The sequence below is a fragment of the Citrobacter tructae genome, from assembly GCF_004684345.1.
GTDB classification, from domain to species: domain Bacteria; phylum Pseudomonadota; class Gammaproteobacteria; order Enterobacterales; family Enterobacteriaceae; genus Citrobacter; species Citrobacter tructae.
Window position 1 is genome coordinate 506,067 of record NZ_CP038469.1, and the last position, 19,061, is coordinate 525,127.

Below are 19,061 nucleotides of genomic sequence, written 5' to 3' on the forward strand. Positions count from 1 at the left end.
TTCTCTTAACTACGGCGCGTCATTTGATGACGAACCAACAAAATAACCGGCAATGTACCTGCTAAAACGATCATCAACGCGGCAATTGCCCCTTCTTCATAGGTTCCTCGCGCCGCCTCAGCATACAGCAGTGTAGCCAGCGTTTCGAAGTTTACCGGGCGTAGCAGCAACGTGGTGGGCAACTCTTTCATTGCGTCAGCAAATACCAGTAATGCACTGCTTACCAGGGCTGGGCGCAGCAGCGGAAAATGCACGCGGGCAAACGTTCCGGCACCATTTTCTCCCAGTAAACGTGAGGCCTGCTCAAGGGAAGGCGGGATGCGGCCCAGCCCGGAATCCAGCGCGCCGATGGCAATGGCCTGAAAACGCATCGCGCAGCAAATAATCAGCAAGATACCGGCAGACATCAGCGGTAAGCCGCGTATGTCCAGCAGATCGGCCAGCCAGCGGTCAACCGCCATCGCTGGGGGAAGAAAACCAATCGCCAGAATAGTGCCGGGAACCGCATAACCTAACGAGGCCAGACGCATCACGCCGCGACGAAAGCCGGGCATTGTGTTGTCTGCGGCGCTGTGACGTGCGCTCCACGCCACCAGCATGCTGACGCAAATCACCACCAGCGTGGTGCCGGCTGCCAGCGATAGCGTATTTTGTAATGCAGAAAGTAACGATGCAGACAGCGGATTTTCTTCACCTAAACGTTTAGCGCTCTCCCACATTAAAAACAAAACCGGAGCCAGAAATCCCAGCACGACCGGGAGCGAAATCACGGTACCGAGCAACCAACCGCGCCAGCCCTGTACGCGTGTAGGTTGAATTTCTCGCAGGCTGCGACTGCTGAAGCCTTGCTTTCTGCGGCCATAAAATTCCAGCGTCAGAATGAAGAAGATAAACATCAGCATCATGCAGGCAATTTGCGCCGCAGCGGATAAATCAGATCGCGAGATCCACGTGGTATACACAGTGACGGTTAAGGTTTGTACCCCAAGGAATTCCGACGCGCCAATATCGTTAAGCGTTTCCAGCAGCGCCAGACTGATCCCGACCGCCAGCGCCGGACGCGCCATTGGCAGGGCCACGCGAAAGAAGGTTCCGGTAGCACTGCAACCCAGCGTACGAGCGGCTTCCAGCAAATGTGCTGGCTGGCTGATAAACATAGCGCGGGTGGTGAGGTAAACATAAGGGTACAGCACTAAACCGAGCAGCAGAATCGCGCCGGAAAGGGAGCGTAAATCCGGCAAGCGGAACTGTCGCGGGCTGTCGAAACCGAGTAAAAAACGGATAAAAGTTTGCAGTGGACCGATGGGATGTAGCAAATCGAGCCAGGCAAAGGCCACGATATAGGTTGGCATCGCCAGCGGCAACAGTAGCGCCCAGCTCAGTATTTTGCGACCGGGAAAGTCCCATGCCGTCACTGCCCATGCGCTGCCAACGCCAATTACGCCGACCATTACCGCGACTCCCGCCAGCAGCAGTACAGTATTTTTTAACGCTGAGGGCAACACCCAGGTGATGAGATTATCCCAATGGGACAAATCTGCCTGCGTGGCCTGCCAGATGAGCGCGACAATAGGGGTCAGGACGCCAAGCGCAATGCATAGCGCGCCAAGATGTAGCGGCGTTAATAATGACTGCGGCCCGGAAACCAGGCCGCGTAACGTCGGAACCAACAGCGGTTTATTGATCGAATCCAACTTTATCTACCAGCAGACTAGCTTGTTTACGGTACTTCACGATTTCGGTTAACGGGATCTTGTCGACGTCGATTTCACCGATGGTGGCGCTGATAACCGGATCGAGCGTCACACCTTTCAGTACCGGGTATTCAAAGTTCGCTTTCGCGTACTGCTGCTGGGCTGGTGCGGAAACCAGATATTCCATTAGCTTGACGGCGTCGGCTTTGTTGGGTGCGTAGCGGGCCACGGCAGCACCGCTGATATTGACGTGGGTGCCGCCTTTCTCAAAGGTCGGTTTAACCACTTTAATGGCATCGCCCCACTGGCGCGCATCGCTGCCTTCTTTGGCATTTTTCATATGACCGATGTAATAGGAGTTGGCCAGGCCAATATCACAAATACCGCCGAGGATATCGCGGGCAACGTCACGATCGCCGCCGGTTGCTTTACGCGCCAGGTTAGCTTTCACGCCGCGCAGCCATTCTTCTGTTTTGGCTTCACCGTGGTGGGCAATCATGGCAGCAATTAACGCGGTGTTATACGGATGCTGTCCAGAACGGATACAGACTTTGCCTTTGTACTCGGGGCTGGCGAGCTGCTCATAATGCCAGTTATCGATAGGCAATGATTTTTCGGCGTAGAGCACACGTGCGCGCATGGAAAGCGCAAACCACTGGTTATCTGCACCGCGTAGATTGGCCGGAATGGCGGCTTTGAGTGCTTCGGACTGTACCGGTTGCGTCACGCCCGCTTCGACTAAATCGATGAGATTACCGGCATCGACGGTCATTAACAGGTCGGCCGGGGAGTTTTTACCTTCCGCTTTCACACGCTCAAGCATGCCATCCTTGATATACACCGTGCTCACTTTTATACCGCTGGTTTTTGTCCAGCTATCGAGCAGGGGTTGGATCAAACCCGGTTCACGGGTGGTATAAAGCGTTAACGCATCTTGCGCGAAAGCCGGCAGGCTGACGGAAAGGATCATGGCAGATGCAAGCGTGATACGGCGCAGTCCGGTGCGAGGCAGAGCATTCATCGTTTATATCCCAGAGTAATTGGAACGTACAGTGACCCGAGCAGGCGCTCGTTCTTTTGGCTCGCGTACAATAAATGATAATCACTAGCACTTACAATAATGGCAAAGTTTAAACGATTTACATTTACACAACTTTAAGCAACGGTGTGATGTGACAAGGAACGGGGCGTTGTGACAGGCAGGGGGCTATAAGGAAGGCTTACCACTGTTGCCGCAAAACATCCGTTGGCGAAACCAAATTGCACCATCAGCTACCATAACCCGTACATTTTGCAGCAAAAATACGCAAAGCGTGACTATTGCATTATTTATGTACTTTATTGTTAACGAGATGTGATCCCCTCCGTAATTTCACGTCATTGCGCCGGAAGCCGTAAAACGGCGCTCTATACTCAAAATTGTCGAAATCTACGCAATGGCGCGCAAAGTTGGCAACCCTTTTGCTTAATGATTTGGCCTGAAAAGCGTAAGGAAACCTCGCCGTTATCAGCAGGATATTGTCAGGATGTCGTTTGTTTGGTGAACGTGCCAATAGTTCGGCTTCACACCGCTATGCATAAACCTCTTTGCTAAGGTAGATAATAATGTCGCTGAAATTAATGAAAAGTCCGCTTTCTCTTGTGTTGGCTGGTTGTCTGGTGGCGGCGCTTCCCGCACAGGCTGATATCGTGATTGGCGTAGCCGGGCCATTTACCGGGCCAAACGCTACCTACGGCGATCAGTACTGGCACGGCGCGACGCAGGCCGCGGAAGATATCAATGCTGCCGGTGGGATCAACGGCGAAAAAATCAAGCTGGTGCAGGGCGATGACGCCTGTGAACCGAAACAGGCTGTGTCGGTCGCAAACCGACTGGTCGATCAGGACAAAGTGAAGGCTGTTGTTGGCCACTTCTGTTCTTCTTCTACGATGCCAGCCTCAGAGGTTTACAGCGATGCGGGGATCATCGCTATTACCCCTGGTTCGACTAACCCGCTGATCACCGAGCGCGGCATGAATGACATGTTCCGTATGTGTGGCCGTGACGATCAACAAGGGGATGTCGCCAGTAATTTCATCATCGATAAACTGAAAGCCAAGCGAGTGGTGATTATTCACGATAAAGATACCTACGGCCAGGGGCTGGCGGATGCGACACGTGCTGCGCTGGCCAAGCGCGGAGTGAAAGATGTGATGTATGAAGGGCTGTCGCGCGGTGAAAAAGACTTTAACGCGCTGGTGACCAAAATTGGCGCTCAGAAGCCGGACGTGGTGTTCTTCGGCGGTTGCCACCCGGAAGCGGGCCCGCTGGTGCGCCAGATGCGTGAGCAGGGCGTACAAGCCAAATTCTTCTCCGGCGACTGTATCGTCAACGAAGAGATGGTGACTGCCGCCGGTGGCCCGCAGTACACCAACGGTATTTACATGACCTTCGGTAAAGATCCGCGTCTGATCGCAGACGGTAAAGCGGTCATCGAGAAATTCCGTAGTAACAAGTTTGAACCGGAAGGTTACACCCTCTACTCCTACGCCTCTATTCAGGCAATCGCCGCGGCATTTAAAGCCACTGGCGGCACCGACTCAGCTAAAGCCAGCGCCTGGCTGAAGGCGAATCCGGTGGAAACGGTGATGGGCAAAAAAGCCTGGGACAGCAAAGGCGACCTGAAGGTCTCGGACTATGTCGTTTATCAGTGGGATGACAAAGGCAAATATAAAGAAGTCGAGTAACGCTCAGCGCCGGTGTGGCGACGCACCGGCGCTCATAACATGGCCTATAACACGAGCGCGCAATGATGGAAACTTTCTTCCTGCAACAGTTAGTCAATGGCTTGACGCTGGGATCGGTTTACGGATTAATCGCCATTGGTTACACCATGGTATACGGCATTATTGGCATGATTAACTTCGCCCACGGCGAAGTGTATATGATTTCGGCATACCTCTGCGCCATCGGTCTGGCGCTGCTTTCCTTCTTTGGCCTGCACTCCTTTCCGCTGCTGATACTTGGTACGCTGGTGTTTACCATCGTGGTGACTGGTGTCTACGGCTGGGCGATTGAACGCATCGCCTACAAACCGCTGCGTAACTCAACGCGCTTAGCGCCGTTAATCTCTGCCATCGGCATGTCATTAATTTTGCAAAACTATGCGCAAATCAGCCAAGGGCCGCGCCAGCAGGGCGTGCCGACGATGCTTGATGGCGTGCTGCGTCTGCATCTGGGCGAAGGCTTTGTGCAGATAACCTATACCAAAATCTTTATCCTGCTGGCCTCTTTTGCCGGCATGTTGCTGCTGACCTGGATAATCGGTCATACCCGCTTAGGGCGGATGTGTCGTGCGGTCCAGCAGGATCGCAAAATGGCTTCCATTCTGGGTATCAACACTGACCGGGTGATCTCGCTGGTGTTTATGATCGGTGCCGCGATGGCTGGGCTGGCAGGGGTACTGATTACCATGAACTACGGTACTTTTGATTTCTACGCCGGATTTATTATTGGCATCAAGGCGTTCACCGCTGCGGTGCTTGGCGGTATTGGCTCATTACCGGGGGCGATGTTGGGTGGGCTGCTACTGGGGGTTGCCGAAGCGCAGTTTTCTGGCATGGTGAATTCCGACTACAAAGACGTATTCTCCTTCGGCCTGCTGGTGGTTATTTTGATTTTCCGTCCGCAGGGGCTGCTGGGCCGCCCGATTGTCGCCAAAGTGTAGGAGCTGAATATGACGACTACAACAGCTTCACATGACGGTTTCTCATTCAAACGCTGCATTTTGGACACTATTTTTTCCGGGATGGTGGCGTTAATTCTCTTTGGCCCGATAGTGGGTGTGGTGCTGGACGGCTACAGTTTCAATTTCGAGGGCCAGCGGCTGGTATGGATTATCGCTGCGGTGATGACCGGGCGTTTCATCCTCAGCGCTTTTCTGATGACCCAGACCGGACGTCGCTTTGCGGCTCGCTTTGAAAACGATAGCGCAGGGGTGTATGTCCGTCCGGCGGGCTATAAAACCAGGATGCGCTGGATTATTCCCTTGGTACTGGCGCTGGCTATCTGCTTCCCGTTTGTAGCGACTAAATATGTGCTGACCGTGGCGATCCTCGGTCTGATCTATGTGCTGCTGGGATTAGGGCTGAATATCGTGGTCGGTCTGGCCGGGCTGCTGGATCTGGGCTATGTGGCCTTCTATGCCATTGGCGCGTACGGTCTGGCGCTGGGCTATCACTATCTGGGACTGGGATTCTGGACGATGCTGCCGTTAGCGGCATTGATGGCCGCCGCCGCTGGCGCATTGCTCGGCTTTCCGGTCTTGCGGATGCACGGCGATTATCTGGCGATTGTGACGCTGGGGTTTGGCGAGATTATTCGGCTGATCCTCAATAACTGGCTGAGCTTTACCGGCGGACCGAACGGAATTTCCGCGCCGCCGCCGACCTTCTTCGGCCTTGAGTTTGGCCGCCGTGCCAAAGAAGGGGGCGTGCCGTTCCACGAGTTTTTCCAGCTGAGCTATAACCCGAATCTGAAGTTTATCTTTATCTATGCGGTGTTGGTGTTGGTGGTGGTGCTGGTGCTGTACATCAAGCATCGCCTGACGCGGATGCCAATTGGCCGCGCGTGGGAAGCTCTGCGTGAAGATGAGATTGCCTGTCGTTCGATGGGGTTGAATCACGTGCTGGTTAAGTTGTCTGCCTTTACGCTTGGGGCGTCGACGGCGGGCATTGCCGGGGTGTTCTTCGCCACCTATCAAGGGTTTGTGAACCCGACATCGTTTACCTTTTTCGAGTCGGCGCTGATCCTCGCTATCGTAGTGCTCGGCGGCATGGGATCCACCGTGGGCGTTGTGCTGGCGGCGTTTGTCCTCACCGTTACCCCTGAACTGCTGCGCAGTTTTGCTGAGTACCGCGTGCTACTGTTTGGCGTATTGATGGTGGTGATGATGATTTGGCGGCCGCGTGGCCTGATCCGCATTAACCGCAGCGGTTTTGCCGTGCGTAAAGGGGTAGCGCCATGAGTCGTGACGTGATTTTAAGCGTTGAGCATCTGATGATGCATTTTGGTGGTATTAAGGCACTGAACGACGTCAACCTGGAAGTGGAGCGCGGGTCGATTACCGCGCTCATTGGGCCGAACGGCGCGGGAAAAACTACGGTATTTAACTGTCTTACCGGCTTCTACAAGGCTTCCGGCGGCCATATTCTGTTTAATGCGCGAGGGAAAACCACCAATGTGATTCAGATCCTCGGCCAGAAGTTCCAGCCGGGGGACTGGGTTAATCCGGCGCAGTTGGCATCACGGGTGTTCTACAAAATGTTTGGCGGTACTCATTTGGTCAATCGGGCGGGGCTGGCGCGAACGTTTCAGAACATCCGCTTGTTCCGTGAGATGTCGGTGGTGGAAAACCTGCTGGTGGCACAGCACATGCAAGTGAACCGTAACCTGCTGGCCGGGGTGTTGAATACTCCCGCTTACCGCCGGGCGGAAAGTGACGCACTGGATCGCGCCTTCTACTGGCTGGAGGTGGTGGATCTGGTCGATTGCGCCAACCGGCTAGCGGGGGAAATGTCCTACGGACAGCAGCGACGGCTGGAGATTGCACGCGCCATGTGTACCGGGCCGGAGATCCTCTGCCTGGATGAACCAGCGGCCGGTCTGAACCCGGTAGAAACCAAGGCCTTAAGTAAAATCATCCGCTTTTTACGCGAGCACCATGCGATTACCATTTTACTGATTGAACACGATATGGGGATGGTAATGGATATTTCTGACAACATTATCGTGCTCGATCACGGTGACGTGATTGCCCTGGGCACCGCGGAGCAGATCCAACACGATGAAAAGGTGATTGCCGCCTATCTGGGTGCCAGCGAGGACGAGGTTCATCTATGAGCGAGCCGCTGCTGGAGTTTCGTGAGGTTGACGTGTTTTACGGCGTGATTCAGGCGCTTAAACAGGTTTCATTGCAGGTGAATAAAGGCGAAACCGTGTCGCTGATAGGTGCTAACGGCGCGGGCAAGTCGACGCTGCTGATGTCGATTTTCGGTCAGCCGAGGGTGCGAAGCGGGCAAATTTTATTTACGGGTGAGGATATCAGCCATCAGTCGACCCATTTTGTCGCCTCGGCGGGAATCGCTCAGGCACCGGAAGGGCGGCGAATCTTCCCCGATATGACCGTGGAGGAAAACCTATTGATGGGGACAATTCCAATCGGTAACAAATATGCAGCCGAAGACCTGCAAAGCATGTTCGACCTTTTCCCACGTTTAAAGGAGCGGCGCAAGCAGCGCGCGATGACCATGTCCGGTGGCGAGCAGCAAATGCTGGCGATTGCCAGGGCGTTGATGAGCCGACCCAAGCTCCTGTTGTTGGATGAACCCAGCCTGGGACTGGCACCGATTGTGGTGAAGCAGATCTTTCAAACTCTGCGCGAGCTGGCACGTAACGGGATGACCATCTTTCTGGTCGAACAGAATGCCCATCATGCGCTGAAGCTCTCGGATCGGGGTTACGTGATGGTGAATGGTCAAATTCGACTTAGCGGTAGCGGTGAAGAACTGCTGGGCAACGAGGATGTGCGGAAAGCGTATTTGGGCGGTATATGAGTGTGTCGGTTAAAGCCGTAGTAAGGGGCTCCATTTTCTCAACGAACCGTGAGGCCCACCAAAACAATGGAGATCAAAAAACCCGGCAATCCTTTGCAGGATAACCGGGTAAAGATAATTTCTTATTTTTTACAACGTTCCCGGACTCACTGGGATGTCCCGAAACTAAAATTTGGCTCCTCTGACTGGACTCGAACCAGTGACATACGGATTAACAGTCCGCCGTTCTACCGACTGAACTACAGAGGAATCGTTTGAACGAGGCGCATATTAGCGAGGGGGGCAGGGGTTGTCAAAGGGGGAAATGCATTTGTGAGTTTGTTTGCTGACAAAAACAACAAAGCGGCGATCTTTCCATCTTTTTAGGTTCTTGCCCTATTCTGGTGCGCCACTACCTGCGGTGGGGCAGGGAGAAAACGGATGACAGGGTAAAGAATATAGATTATTGACCTCCTGCCCTTATTTTACGGGCACTGAGTGTAGCGACTCGAATCAAATCGAAACTGGCAAGCATCTTGCAACCCTGATTCACATGACTGCCAGCATGGGTTCTGGTATTCCGACAGGAGGCAAGATGAACTTCAGACGACTGAAATACTTCGTAAAAATCGTCGATATTGGTAGCCTGACCCAGGCAGCGGAAGTGTTGCATATCGCGCAACCCGCGCTGAGTCAGCAGGTTGCCACGTTGGAAGGTGAGCTGGATCAACAGCTGCTGATTCGTACTAAGCGCGGCGTCACCCCTACAGAAGCTGGAAAGATGCTTTATACCCATGCCCGCATGATTTTGCGCCAGTGCGAACAGGCGCAACTTGCGGTCAGTAATATCGGGCAGACCTTAAGCGGGCAGGTGTCTATTGGCCTTGCGCCCGGGACAGCGGCGTCATCCATCACCATGCCGTTATTACAGGCTGTGCGCGCTGAACTTCCAGAGGTGTTGATCTACTTGCATGAGAACAGTGGGGCGGTGCTGAACGATAAGCTGCTCAGTGGACAGCTTGATATGGCCGTACTCTACGAACGTTCTCCGATCGCAGGCATTACCAGCCAACCGTTGTTAAAAGAGGATCTTTTCCTTGTCGGAACACGAGATTGCCCAGGGCAAAGTGTTGATTTAACTGCGGTAGCCCAGATGAATTTGTTTCTTCCGCGAGATTACAGTGCGGTGCGTTTGCGTGTAGACGAAGCCTTTTCATTGCGTCGCTTAACGGCCAAGGTGATTGGGGAAATTGAATCTATCTCTACCCTAACTGCTGCGATTGCCAGTGGCATGGGGGTGACCGTTTTGCCGGAGTCGGCGGCGCGTTCGTTATGCAATGCGGCAAATGGCTGGATGGCGCGAATTACCACGCCGTCGATGAGTCTGCCATTATCGTTGAATGTGTCGGCCAGAGGCAGTTTGTCGCCTCAGGCACAGGCGGTGAAAGAGATTCTGCTGTCGTTGGTCAGCTGTCCAGCACTGGAAAACCGTGAGCTGCAGTTGGTTAGCTAAACCTTATTCCGTGCAGGAATAAGATGCAGGTTTTTATTATTTGTTATGCCGGGCATCAGACTTTAACAATAGCGTAATGTCTGATGTATCCGGAGCCTAGAGTGAATTTCCAGCAACTTAAAATAATCCGTGAGGCGGCGCGTCAGGATTACAACCTGACGGAAGTCGCGAATATTCTTTATACCTCGCAATCGGGGGTAAGCCGCCATATTCGCGAGCTTGAAGACGAGCTTGGTATCGAGATTTTTATCCGCCGCGGTAAACGTCTGCTTGGCATGACTGAGCCTGGTAAAGCTTTGCTGGTTATCGCTGAGCGCATTCTTAATGAAGCCAGTAATGTTCGCCGACTTGCCGATTTGTTTACCAATGACACTTCCGGAGTGCTGACAATTGCCACCACCCATACCCAGGCTCGTTATAGTCTGCCTGCGGTGATTAAAGCATTTCGCGAACTCTTCCCAGAGGTTCGCCTGGAGTTAATTCAGGGAACGCCGCAGGAAATCGACGCACTATTGCAAAATGGTGGGGCAGATATTGGCATTGCCAGCGAGCGGTTAAGCAACGATCCTCTGCTGGTGGCTTTTCCCTGGTTTCGTTGGCATCACAGCCTGCTCGTGCCTAATGACCATCCATTAGTTCTGACGTCCCCGCTGACGCTGGAGGCTATTGCTCGCTGGCCGTTAATTACTTATCGTCAGGGCATTACCGGGCGTTCACGTATTGATGAGGCATTTACCCGTAAAGGGTTACTGCCGGATATTATCCTCAGTGCGCAGGACTCTGATGTTATCAAGACCTATGTTGTGCTGGGGCTGGGAATCGGTTTGGTGGCGGAGCAATCCAGCGGCGAGCAGGAGGAGGGGACGCTAATCCGTCTTGATACCCGACATTTATTTGACGCCAATACCGTCTGGCTTGGCCTGAAGCGCGGTCAATTGCAGCGCAATTACGTGTGGCGATTCATTGAATTATGCAATGCCGGATTATCCGTAGAGGAGATCAAGCGACAGGCAATGGAGCCAGATGATGAAGTGATGATTGATTATCAGATATAAAGCAAAATCCTGCTTAGAGCCTATTCCATTAGGACTATTTTGCTTGCCATTTCGAACCCTGGCAGTGCTCAGAATCCTCACGTACTACGTGTACGCTCCGGTTCTTCCGCGCTTGAGTCAGTAAAATCAGCCCGGGTAATTTGGAATTGATTAAGTAATAATGTTCTATGGAATAAGACAACAGTTGGTTTTATGGAAAAAACACACTCTGACTCGCCTGTCACAAAGTGCAAGATTATCGCGACAGGAATTGCCTTACCGTCAACGTGCGTCACCTCTGCCGAACTGGATAGCAGATTCGGCAAAGCGGTGGGTTATGTGGAAAAACGTTGTGGTATTGTTCATCGTTATCACGCCTCTTTGCACGACAGCCAGGCGGGACTGGCGGCACAGGCGCTACATCAGGCGCTAAAAGCGGGTAGCCTCGCCCCCTCTTCAATTGATTTGTTGATTTGCGCCTCTGCGGTAGCTGTACAGGCGTTACCGTGCAGCGCCATTCATATTCTGAAAGCCGCAGGCATGCCGTCCGGCGTGGCAGGCTTTGATATTAACAGTAGCTGCGTTAGCTTTATCTCGGCGCTGGAAGTGGCCGCTGGACTGCTGAACAGTGGCGCTTACCGACGTATCGCCATTGTTTCTGCCGATCTGGCGTCGCGCGGCATCGACTGGAATCACGAAGAATCTTCACTTATTTTCGGCGATGGCGCGGCATGTGCGATTGTCGAACGTGGCAACGGGCGCAGCGGTATTGTCGCCAGTCTGATTGAGATGTACCCCGATGGCAGCGAGTTATGTGAAATTCGCGCGGGTGGCACACGCTGTAATCCGCGTGCAGGTATGGCTGAAAACGATTTCTTGTTTCATATGCAGGGCTATTCCTTGTTTCGTTACGCCTCTTCGCTAATTGAAGACTATTTCGCCCGGCTGTTGCAAAAAAGCGGCCTGACGCTGGCAGATATTGCGACTGTAGTGCCGCATCAGGCGAGCCATCTTTCCCTTGAACATATGCGCAAACGTCTGCATGTCCCGGCCGCGACAATGGTAGATATTTATCGTCATTATGGTAACCAGGTTGCCGCTTCGATCCCAACGGCGCTGCATGAAGCCGTTAACAGCGGTCGGTTTACGCCTGGCAACCCGGTGATGCTGATAGGCACAGCAGCCGGTCTGACGCTGGCTGGTATGGTATTACTGCCATGAAAGTTCTGGTGACTGGCGCAACCAGCGGCCTCGGACGCAACGCGGCGCAATATTTGCTGGAAAACGGCCATCAGGTCGTGGCGACGGGACGTAATCAACGGGTGGGCGAACAACTGGCGCAGGCCGGCGCGCATTTTATCCCGCTGGATCTGACGCAAGCCCATCAAAATGACTGTATTCGGTTAATGACCGGCTGTGACGCGGTGTGGCACTGCGCCGCCAAATCCTCGCCCTGGGGCAAACAGGCGGAATTTTTCCTCGCCAATGTGCTGGCAACCCGCGTGTTGGCGCAGGCCGCCGGACGTGCCCAGATACCGCGCTTTATCCATATTTCGACCCCTGCCGTCTACTTTGATTTTCAGCATCATTACGTTCTGCCGGAAAGCTACCGTGCGCGCGCTTTTTCCAGCCATTACGCCAACAGCAAATTTCAGGCGGAGCAGGAAATTAGCGGCGCCGTCACCCGTTTCCCCGCCACCACTTTTGTGCTACTGCGACCTCGTGGTTTGTTTGGTCCGCACGATAACACCATCGTTCCACGCATATTGCAGCAACTGCAGCGCGGTGGTGGGGTGTTGCGTTTGCCGCGTGGCGGCGAGACGCTACTGGATTTAACCTTTGTTCTAAACGTGGTCCACGCGATGGAACTGGCGACACGTATACCGTCACTGCCTTCCGGCAGTGTGTATAACGTGACGAACCATCAGCCACAGCGACTGGTCGCTATGCTGGAGACGCTACTGCGTCAGCAACTGCAACTGAGTTATCGCGTTAAAGCGGTGCCCTGGCCGCTGCTGTCACTGGTTGCGCGCGGCATGGAACTGGCAGGGAAATGCCTCGACAGGGAACCTCCTGTCACCCGCTACAGTGCGGGAACCCTGAGTTTTGATATGACGTTGAGCGCGGAAAAAGCAATTAATGAGCTGGGATATCGACCCCGGTTTTCGATAGCGGAAGGGATCGCATTAACCGGTGAGTGGCTGAGGGAACATGGCAAAAATCAGCGAATTTGAAGTAGGTTACTGCACGCACATTGGCTGTATGGCGGTAAAAGGTGCTGGGTTTCGGGTGTGTAAATTTCCGGCGCGCGCCTGGCTGCTGGAAGTCGGCGATCGCTGCTGGTTATGGGATACAGGATATTCCTCATGGTTTGAACACTTCACCCGTTCTGGAATTTTCCGCGTCTACCGCCACCTTACACCGGTCTATTTCGACGAGAAACAATCGCTGGTGAATCAACTGGATGCGCACGGGCTGGCTGGCAAGGATATCGACGGCATTATTCTTTCGCATTTTCATGCCGATCATATTGCCGGACTGCGTGATTTCCCTGATGTTGCCTGTATCTGTTCCGGGGAAGGGTGGCAACATGTGCGCACACTGCGTGGGCTGGCGGCGTTACGCGAAGCGTTTATTCCGGGATTGATCCCCTCTGGTTTTGAATCCTCATTACGCTTTATTGAAAGCTTCGACACCCTGACGCTCCCCACCGCGTTGGCGCCGTTTGCACGGGGCTATTTGCTGCCCGACAGCGACGGGCAAATCATATTGGTCGATCTTCCCGGGCATGCGGCGGGCCATATCGGTGCGTTTGTGCTGACGGATGAGGGCTGGGTGTTACTGGCAGGCGATGCTGCGTGGGCCCCTGCTAACTATCAGGAATTGCGCGGTCCATCGCGTCTGGCCAATCTGGTATTGACCGATTCTGTCGCTTACTGGCGCACCCTTGAGAAAATGAACCAGTTGTGGCGAGCGGGTGATGTGGCGATTCGATTATGTCACGAGGGGGATTTGTGACCCCGCTGATGACGTTGTGGCGATACTTTCGTGTTCGCCAGCTACGCTTTACCGAACGCGAAAAACTGCATGCGTGGCAGGAAAAAAAACTGCGCATGTTTCGGCGTAAGGTGTTGAGCAACAGCCCGTGGTTCCGGCGCTGGGTTTCTCTGCCGTTTGAGCAATGGCCGCTGATGGATAAAGCGCTGATGATGACCCATTTTGATGAGATGAACACTGCGGGGTTGCGCCAACAGGAGCTGATGGCGTGCGCGCTGAGCAGCGAGCGCAGCCGTGATTTTAAGCCGAAGGTCGGCCGGTTCAGCGTTGGGTTGTCGTCGGGCAGTTCCGGCAGACGTGGGTTGTTTGTTGTCAGTCCACGGGAGCAACAAATTTGGGCGGCTGGCGTGCTGGCGAAAGCGCTGCCAGAGGGGCTGTTTGCCGGCGAGCGCGTCGCGCTATTTCTGCGGGCAGATAACCATCTCTATCATAGCGTCAACAACCGCTGGTTGAGCCTGGCATTCTACGATCTGTTTGCACCGTTTCGACAGCAGTTGCCGCGCCTTGAGCAGCAATCACCCACGCTGATTGTGGCTCCGGCTCAGGTGTTGCGCGCGTTGGCGCTGGCGGTGATGGCGGGGGAATTGTCGCTGAATGTTAAAAAGGTGATTTCAGTGGCGGAAGTGCTGGACGCGCAGGATCGCGCCCTGTTACAGCAGGTGTTTGGCGACGTAGGTGAAATCTATCAGGCCACTGAAGGTTTTCTTGCAGCAACCTGTCGCTGCGGCACGTTGCATCTGAATGAAGAGTTTCTTTATATCGAGCCAGAGTGGCTGGACGAGCGGCGTTTTGTACCGATTATTACCGATTTCACCCGCACCACTCAGCCGATTGTACGTTACCGGCTGGACGATGTGTTGGTCTCCAGCGACAAGCCCTGTGCTTGTGGCAGTGCGACGCGCGCGCTTGAACGGATTGAAGGGCGTCAAGATGACCAACTGTTACTGCCGGGCTGCGATGGCACTGCGCAGACAGTGTTTGCCGACCCCTGTAGCCGCGTGCTGGCGCAGATGTTGCCCTTGACGGCGGATTATCGGCTGATGCAAATCGCGGCTGGGGATCTCGAATTGATAGCAGACTGCAACCAAACGGTACTGGAACAGTGCCGGGTTGCGCTGGAACGGTTGTTTACCTGTCAGGGCATCGACACTTCACGTCTTGCCTGGTCGCTGGTGTCGCAAACGCCGCCGACGCAGTTTGACAGTAAACGTCGGCGAATTATTTGCCAGTGGAGAAGGGAATGACGTTAATTCTACTGTGTTCGCCCGGCTGCGGTGAGACGCGGTTGCCCACGACAGGAACATTAGGGTGAAAATTTTGCTGACCGGCGCATCGGGATTTATCGGCAGCGCGTTTTTGCGCCGCTTTGCTGACTGTGCCGATCTTGAACTTTGCGGCGTCGGAAGGCGGCCAGGGCAAGATTTTCCGCCGACGTTGCGCTATCACGCGCTGTCGCTGGAGAGGCTGGCGCAACTCAACTTTATACCTGATGTGGTCATCCACGCGGCGGGCAGAACGTCCCCCTGGGGAACGCCGCAGGAATATGAACGCGACAATGTAGAAACGACCCGGCAGGTGATCGACTTTTGCAATCAACATGGTTTTCCCCGCTTGATCTTGCTGTCGAGCGCTGCGGTTTACTATCGCTTTGCCCATCAATTCAACTTGCGTGAGAGCGAGGTCTCCGGGGCGAATTTTACCAGTGAATATGGCCGTAGTAAGTATCAGGCAGAAGCGTTGGTGAACGCCTATCGTGGCGAGAAAACGATTTTTCGCTCTTGCGCGGTGTTCGGCGCGGGCGACCGGTTACTGTTCCCACCGTTGCTGAACGCGGCGAGAAAAAGACAACTGGTCAGGTTGCGAAGCGACATCACGCCAGCGCAGGCCGAGATTATGCCAGTTGGAATGCTGTGTGATTATCTGCTGCGGGCGGCTCGCCATCCTCAACTAAGACGCTGCTATAACATTTCGGCGGGGCAACCCGTGGAGACGGCGGCATTTCTGGACGATGTGCTGCGGCAGTTGGGTCTGCCGTTGCCGGTGAAAACGGTGCATCCTGACACGGCGTTGCACGTCGCGGGTGCGCTGGAGTGGCTATGGCGTTGGTTTCCGCTGGCGGGTGAGCCGCCGATCACCCGTTTTGGTGTTGCGGTGTTTAGTTATTCTGCCACGCTGAATATCACGGCGATGTGCGAGGATTTTGGCGCGCCAAACGAGGATCTTCACCACTGCGTGCAGGATTTTTTACAACATTATCGGACGGTGAATGGATGCTGCTGATTGCTCTCCTCTGGCTGTTTATTCTGCTGTTTAAGCTCTTTTTTGCGCTCAAGATGTTGCGCGCTGCGCATCGCCATTGTGGCGGTGATCTGCATACGGTCATGGTCATGCAGCCCATCCTCAGCGGCGATCCTGCACTGGAAAGTGTACTGGCCTCGACGGTGGGGCAGTTGCGTGGTGCGGCATTTCTTTGGCTGATTGACGATGACGATGCGGAAGCTGCGCGGGTCACGCAGCGTTTGCAAGTACGCTATCCCCAGCAGCATATTACTGTTCTCTCCTTTCCTCAGGCGCCAGAGGGCGTTAATCCCAAGCTGTTTAAGCTGGAACAGGCGAGGGCGCAGGTAACGCGTGATGTGATTCTGGTGCTGGACGATGATGCAGTATTGAGCGCGGAGTCATTGTGCAACATGCTGGATGCGCTGACGGAGAGCACGCTGGTGACCGCGCTTCCCTGGTATCATGCGGCGGATAACCTGCCTTCCCGTTTGCTGGCGCAGTTTGTTAACGACAACTCAGCCCTGACCTATTTGCCGCTGTTACCGTTTTCGCCGCCACTGACGCTGAACGGTATGTGTTACGCCATTCACGGTAAAACGCTGGCGAGTGCTGGTGGTTTTGCGCCGGTGTTACGTCATCTGACGGACGATCTGGCGATGGCGACACTGTTAACTCGCCATGGCGTGCGTATTGTGCAGTCTGCTGCGGCGGTGCGCGTGCAGACCAGCGTTGCCGATGCTAAACGCTATTTCCGTCAAATGCATCGCTGGTTCCTGTTTGCCACACTACTGATGCATGAAAAAAGTGCGGCAATCAATCTGGCTATTTTTCTGTTGCAGGGGCTACACCCTCTGTTGCTGTGGACACTGGTGATTCTGGCCTTTGGCGGTGCGACCCAAACGGCTCTGCTACTGGGGGTATTAGCAATACGCCATCTGGCGCTACGTTACGTTCAGCGTGCGGTTGCGGCGGAGATCCCCTCGCATCCATTGTTGTCGTTGCTCTCTGAGTTACTTCAGCCTTTCCATTTGCTGAATGCGCTGGTGAATCGGACTATTTACTGGCGCTCGCGGCGCTACCGTGTTTTCAGCAATGATTGGTTTACGTCGCTATGATAAAGCCGGATTTGCAGATTGCCTTTATTACTGGCCGTAGCCGTGCGGATAACTGCTCGCTCAGTCCCGCACAGGCAACGTTTATACAGCAGGTCGTCGGCCACCATCAGCACGTGGATGTGAATTTTCCGTGGACCGCACATTCCGTGCCATGGCTGGCAACCGGCCTGCTGCGCGCCAGTGTCAACAATGCACGGGAATACCTTGGCGCACAGCACGTCAGCTTTGCCCTGCGCTACCGACAACAGGCGCTGGAGATGCTGGCGTCAGCAAGCCATACGTTGTTGCTTTCCGGCAGTTGCGGACTGGAACTGTTTAACCAACTGCACTTACCGCCAGAGTGGTTGGCGCGCGTCAGTGTTTTTGCTTTTGGACCGGTGGCGGGCCGCCGACCGGACTGCCATCACTTGCTGGTACAAGGCGATCAGGACTGGATTTCTCGTTGCTGGTTTCGCCAGGCAGACCAACGCATTGCCTGCAGCCATATGAATTATCTTGAACAGCCGCAACTGGCGGCGCTGTGTCGGCGGTTTATTGCTGATACAGGCAAGCAGGGAGCGTAGATGCAGCGTTTATTTGATCTGATCCCCGCGGGTGTCACCCGCATTGATTTGCTGGCACCGCCGTTTTCCGGTCATTTACATCCGGTGCTGGCGATAGGGCGGGCGCTGTCTGAACGCTATCAGGTGCGGATTATTAGCACGCACGGCGTGGCTACTTCTGTTGCGGCGGCGGGGCTGATGGGGCTGTCTTTGCATGGTGATTACGATACACCGCTGTTGGAAGTGGTGAATCCGAAATATGCGGTAGGCTCCCATCCGCTGCGGCTGTATCGGCAGTTTCGCCACGTGGTGGGGTTATTGAAAAATTTTGCCGATGAACTGGAACATCTGTGGCTGCGCGAAGGTACGCCGGATCTGGCGATAGCGGACTTTACACTGCCCATTGTCGGCGAAGTTTGTCGCAGGTTGGATATCCCCTGGTGGAGTAGTCTGCCGTCACCTTGTGTGCTGGAAACCTCCGATGGCGCTCCTGCGTATTGCGGCGGGTTAATGCCCGCGCAGAACGCGATTCAGCATGGGTGGCACGCTCTCCAGCGTAAAAAAGTGCGACTGTTCAAACTGGCCGTGTTCTGGCTATTTCGCGACGTTATTCGCCAGATCGGTATCACGCGCCTGTATCGGCAGGATGGCAGCGAAAGTGCTTACTCGCCGCTGCGTATACTGGCACTAAGCGAAGAAACATTCGAATTCCCGCGTCGCTGGCCCGCAGCGGTTAGTTTTATCGGCCCGGCACTCTACACGCCGCCATCGCAAGGTGTTGCACCGCCCTTTGAAGCAAATAAACACCATGTGCTGGTGACGCTCGGTACGCATCTGGACTGGCATAAAGATGCGGTAATGCAAGCCGTTATCGCGCTGGCAAGTACGTTGCCCGAGTGGGTTTTTCATTTCACTGATGGGCATCATTGTGCTGCGGAATCGCAGCGGCAGGACAATGTCTACCGTGTATCCTGGGTGAACTACGATGACTGGCTAACGCACTATGATGCGGTCATTCACCATGGTGGTGCAGGAATAATGTGGCATTGCTTGCAAAAGAATATTCCGGCGCTGGTGTATCCGGTGGACTATGACCAGTTTGATCATGCTGCGCGGTTGGCCTGGAGTGGGAAAGGGGTCTGGATTAAGGATGGATTAAAAGGACTGGAAAAGGCGAGACCGTTGTTAATGGCGTTGGTTGATGCGCGTGATTCAGAATCGCGACAATAAATTCAACGAAATTGGCCTGAATT

Annotated in this window: 17 protein-coding genes and 1 tRNA gene; 15 read left to right on the forward strand and 3 right to left on the reverse strand. The window is 54.3% G+C overall.

Features of this window, described 5'->3' with window-relative positions; genetic code table 11:
* Positions 1-5: 5 nt before the first annotated feature.
* Entirely contained in the window at positions 6-1,694 is a 1,689-nt protein-coding gene (locus tag E4Z61_RS02990) for an ABC transporter permease (protein WP_135321470.1), read from the reverse strand.
* On the reverse strand, positions 1,678-2,715 hold the full coding sequence (locus tag E4Z61_RS02995) for an extracellular solute-binding protein (RefSeq protein ID WP_135321471.1): 1,038 nt from the start codon (positions 2,713-2,715) through the stop codon (positions 1,678-1,680). The genes E4Z61_RS02990 and E4Z61_RS02995 overlap by 17 nt, the downstream gene beginning before the upstream one ends.
* A 584-nt stretch (positions 2,716-3,299) precedes the next feature.
* On the opposite strand from E4Z61_RS02995, the gene E4Z61_RS03000 reads away from it, so the two are divergent.
* The 5 genes from E4Z61_RS03000 to E4Z61_RS03020 all read left to right on the forward strand — a co-directional run bounded on the left by E4Z61_RS03000 (position 3,300) and on the right by E4Z61_RS03020 (position 8,288).
* Positions 3,300-4,421, forward strand: coding sequence for a branched-chain amino acid ABC transporter substrate-binding protein (locus E4Z61_RS03000; RefSeq protein ID WP_135321472.1), 1,122 nt, complete (start codon positions 3,300-3,302; stop codon positions 4,419-4,421).
* Between the two features lie 65 nt (positions 4,422-4,486).
* Positions 4,487-5,401 carry an ABC transporter permease subunit gene (locus tag E4Z61_RS03005; protein WP_135324861.1) on the forward strand — a complete coding sequence of 305 codons (915 nt, stop codon included), beginning with the start codon at positions 4,487-4,489 and terminating at the stop codon, positions 5,399-5,401.
* 9 nt (positions 5,402-5,410) lie between these two features.
* Entirely contained in the window at positions 5,411-6,700 is a 1,290-nt protein-coding gene (gene livM, locus E4Z61_RS03010) for a high-affinity branched-chain amino acid ABC transporter permease LivM (RefSeq protein ID WP_135321473.1), read from the forward strand.
* A complete protein-coding gene (locus E4Z61_RS03015; protein WP_135321474.1) occupies positions 6,697-7,575 on the forward strand; it encodes an ATP-binding cassette domain-containing protein in 879 nt (292 codons plus the stop codon). The genes livM and E4Z61_RS03015 overlap by 4 nt, the downstream gene beginning before the upstream one ends.
* Positions 7,572-8,288, forward strand: a complete 717-nt coding sequence (locus tag E4Z61_RS03020; RefSeq protein WP_135321475.1) for an ABC transporter ATP-binding protein — start codon at positions 7,572-7,574, stop codon at positions 8,286-8,288. Before E4Z61_RS03015 ends, E4Z61_RS03020 begins: the two co-directional genes overlap by 4 nt.
* A 173-nt stretch (positions 8,289-8,461) precedes the next feature.
* Here the strand turns inward: E4Z61_RS03020 and E4Z61_RS03025 are convergent.
* A tRNA-Asn gene (locus E4Z61_RS03025) sits at positions 8,462-8,537 on the reverse strand.
* Positions 8,538-8,862: 325 nt separating this feature from the next.
* Between E4Z61_RS03025 and nac the strand changes: the two genes are divergently transcribed.
* The 10 genes from nac to E4Z61_RS03075 all read left to right on the forward strand — a co-directional run bounded on the left by nac (position 8,863) and on the right by E4Z61_RS03075 (position 19,038).
* Positions 8,863-9,780, forward strand: coding sequence for a nitrogen assimilation transcriptional regulator NAC (gene nac / locus E4Z61_RS03030; RefSeq protein WP_135321476.1), 918 nt, complete (start codon positions 8,863-8,865; stop codon positions 9,778-9,780).
* Positions 9,781-9,881: 101 nt separating this feature from the next.
* Complete coding sequence (cbl, locus tag E4Z61_RS03035) at positions 9,882-10,835, forward strand: HTH-type transcriptional regulator Cbl (protein ID WP_135321477.1); 954 nt, start codon at positions 9,882-9,884, stop codon at positions 10,833-10,835.
* Positions 10,836-11,027: 192 nt separating this feature from the next.
* A complete protein-coding gene (locus E4Z61_RS03040) occupies positions 11,028-12,035 on the forward strand; it encodes a 3-oxoacyl-[acyl-carrier-protein] synthase III C-terminal domain-containing protein (protein WP_135321478.1) in 1,008 nt (335 codons plus the stop codon).
* Positions 12,032-13,048, forward strand: a complete 1,017-nt coding sequence (locus E4Z61_RS03045; protein WP_135321479.1) for an NAD-dependent epimerase/dehydratase family protein — start codon at positions 12,032-12,034, stop codon at positions 13,046-13,048. The genes E4Z61_RS03040 and E4Z61_RS03045 overlap by 4 nt, the downstream gene beginning before the upstream one ends.
* Positions 13,026-13,832: an MBL fold metallo-hydrolase gene (locus E4Z61_RS03050; protein ID WP_135321480.1), complete on the forward strand. Its 807-nt coding sequence runs from the start codon at positions 13,026-13,028 to the stop codon at positions 13,830-13,832. Before E4Z61_RS03045 ends, E4Z61_RS03050 begins: the two co-directional genes overlap by 23 nt.
* Positions 13,829-15,115: a F390 synthetase-related protein gene (locus E4Z61_RS03055; RefSeq protein ID WP_135321481.1), complete on the forward strand. Its 1,287-nt coding sequence runs from the start codon at positions 13,829-13,831 to the stop codon at positions 15,113-15,115. Before E4Z61_RS03050 ends, E4Z61_RS03055 begins: the two co-directional genes overlap by 4 nt.
* Before the next feature lie 64 nt (positions 15,116-15,179).
* The gene (locus E4Z61_RS03060) at positions 15,180-16,151 is read left to right on the forward strand and encodes an NAD-dependent epimerase/dehydratase family protein (RefSeq protein ID WP_135321482.1); all 972 of its coding nucleotides are present in this window, start codon (positions 15,180-15,182) and stop codon (positions 16,149-16,151) included.
* Positions 16,142-17,266: a glycosyltransferase gene (locus E4Z61_RS03065; RefSeq protein ID WP_135321483.1), complete on the forward strand. Its 1,125-nt coding sequence runs from the start codon at positions 16,142-16,144 to the stop codon at positions 17,264-17,266. Before E4Z61_RS03060 ends, E4Z61_RS03065 begins: the two co-directional genes overlap by 10 nt.
* Entirely contained in the window at positions 17,263-17,829 is a 567-nt protein-coding gene (locus E4Z61_RS03070; RefSeq protein ID WP_135321484.1) for a hypothetical protein, read from the forward strand. Before E4Z61_RS03065 ends, E4Z61_RS03070 begins: the two co-directional genes overlap by 4 nt.
* A complete protein-coding gene (locus E4Z61_RS03075) occupies positions 17,830-19,038 on the forward strand; it encodes a glycosyltransferase (RefSeq protein WP_135321485.1) in 1,209 nt (402 codons plus the stop codon).
* Positions 19,039-19,061: the final 23 nt, after the last annotated feature.

Bases quoted from the DNA above. Each gene is read 5' to 3' on its own strand.
- E4Z61_RS02995 (WP_135321471.1), bottom strand. From the start codon at position 2,715: ATGAATGCTCTGCCTCGCACCGGACTGCGCCGTATCACGCTTGCATCT.
- E4Z61_RS03000 (WP_135321472.1), top strand. From the start codon at position 3,300: ATGTCGCTGAAATTAATGAAAAGTCCGCTTTCTCTTGTGTTGGCTGGT.
- E4Z61_RS03005 (WP_135324861.1), top strand. From the start codon at position 4,487: ATGGAAACTTTCTTCCTGCAACAGTTAGTCAATGGCTTGACGCTGGGA.
- livM (WP_135321473.1), top strand. From the start codon at position 5,411: ATGACGACTACAACAGCTTCACATGACGGTTTCTCATTCAAACGCTGC.
- E4Z61_RS03015 (WP_135321474.1), top strand. From the start codon at position 6,697: ATGAGTCGTGACGTGATTTTAAGCGTTGAGCATCTGATGATGCATTTT.
- E4Z61_RS03020 (WP_135321475.1), top strand. From the start codon at position 7,572: ATGAGCGAGCCGCTGCTGGAGTTTCGTGAGGTTGACGTGTTTTACGGC.
- nac (WP_135321476.1), top strand. From the start codon at position 8,863: ATGAACTTCAGACGACTGAAATACTTCGTAAAAATCGTCGATATTGGT.
- E4Z61_RS03040 (WP_135321478.1), top strand. From the start codon at position 11,028: ATGGAAAAAACACACTCTGACTCGCCTGTCACAAAGTGCAAGATTATC.
- E4Z61_RS03045 (WP_135321479.1), top strand. From the start codon at position 12,032: ATGAAAGTTCTGGTGACTGGCGCAACCAGCGGCCTCGGACGCAACGCG.
- E4Z61_RS03050 (WP_135321480.1), top strand. From the start codon at position 13,026: ATGGCAAAAATCAGCGAATTTGAAGTAGGTTACTGCACGCACATTGGC.
- E4Z61_RS03065 (WP_135321483.1), top strand. From the start codon at position 16,142: ATGCTGCTGATTGCTCTCCTCTGGCTGTTTATTCTGCTGTTTAAGCTC.
- E4Z61_RS03070 (WP_135321484.1), top strand. From the start codon at position 17,263: ATGATAAAGCCGGATTTGCAGATTGCCTTTATTACTGGCCGTAGCCGT.
- E4Z61_RS03075 (WP_135321485.1), top strand. From the start codon at position 17,830: ATGCAGCGTTTATTTGATCTGATCCCCGCGGGTGTCACCCGCATTGAT.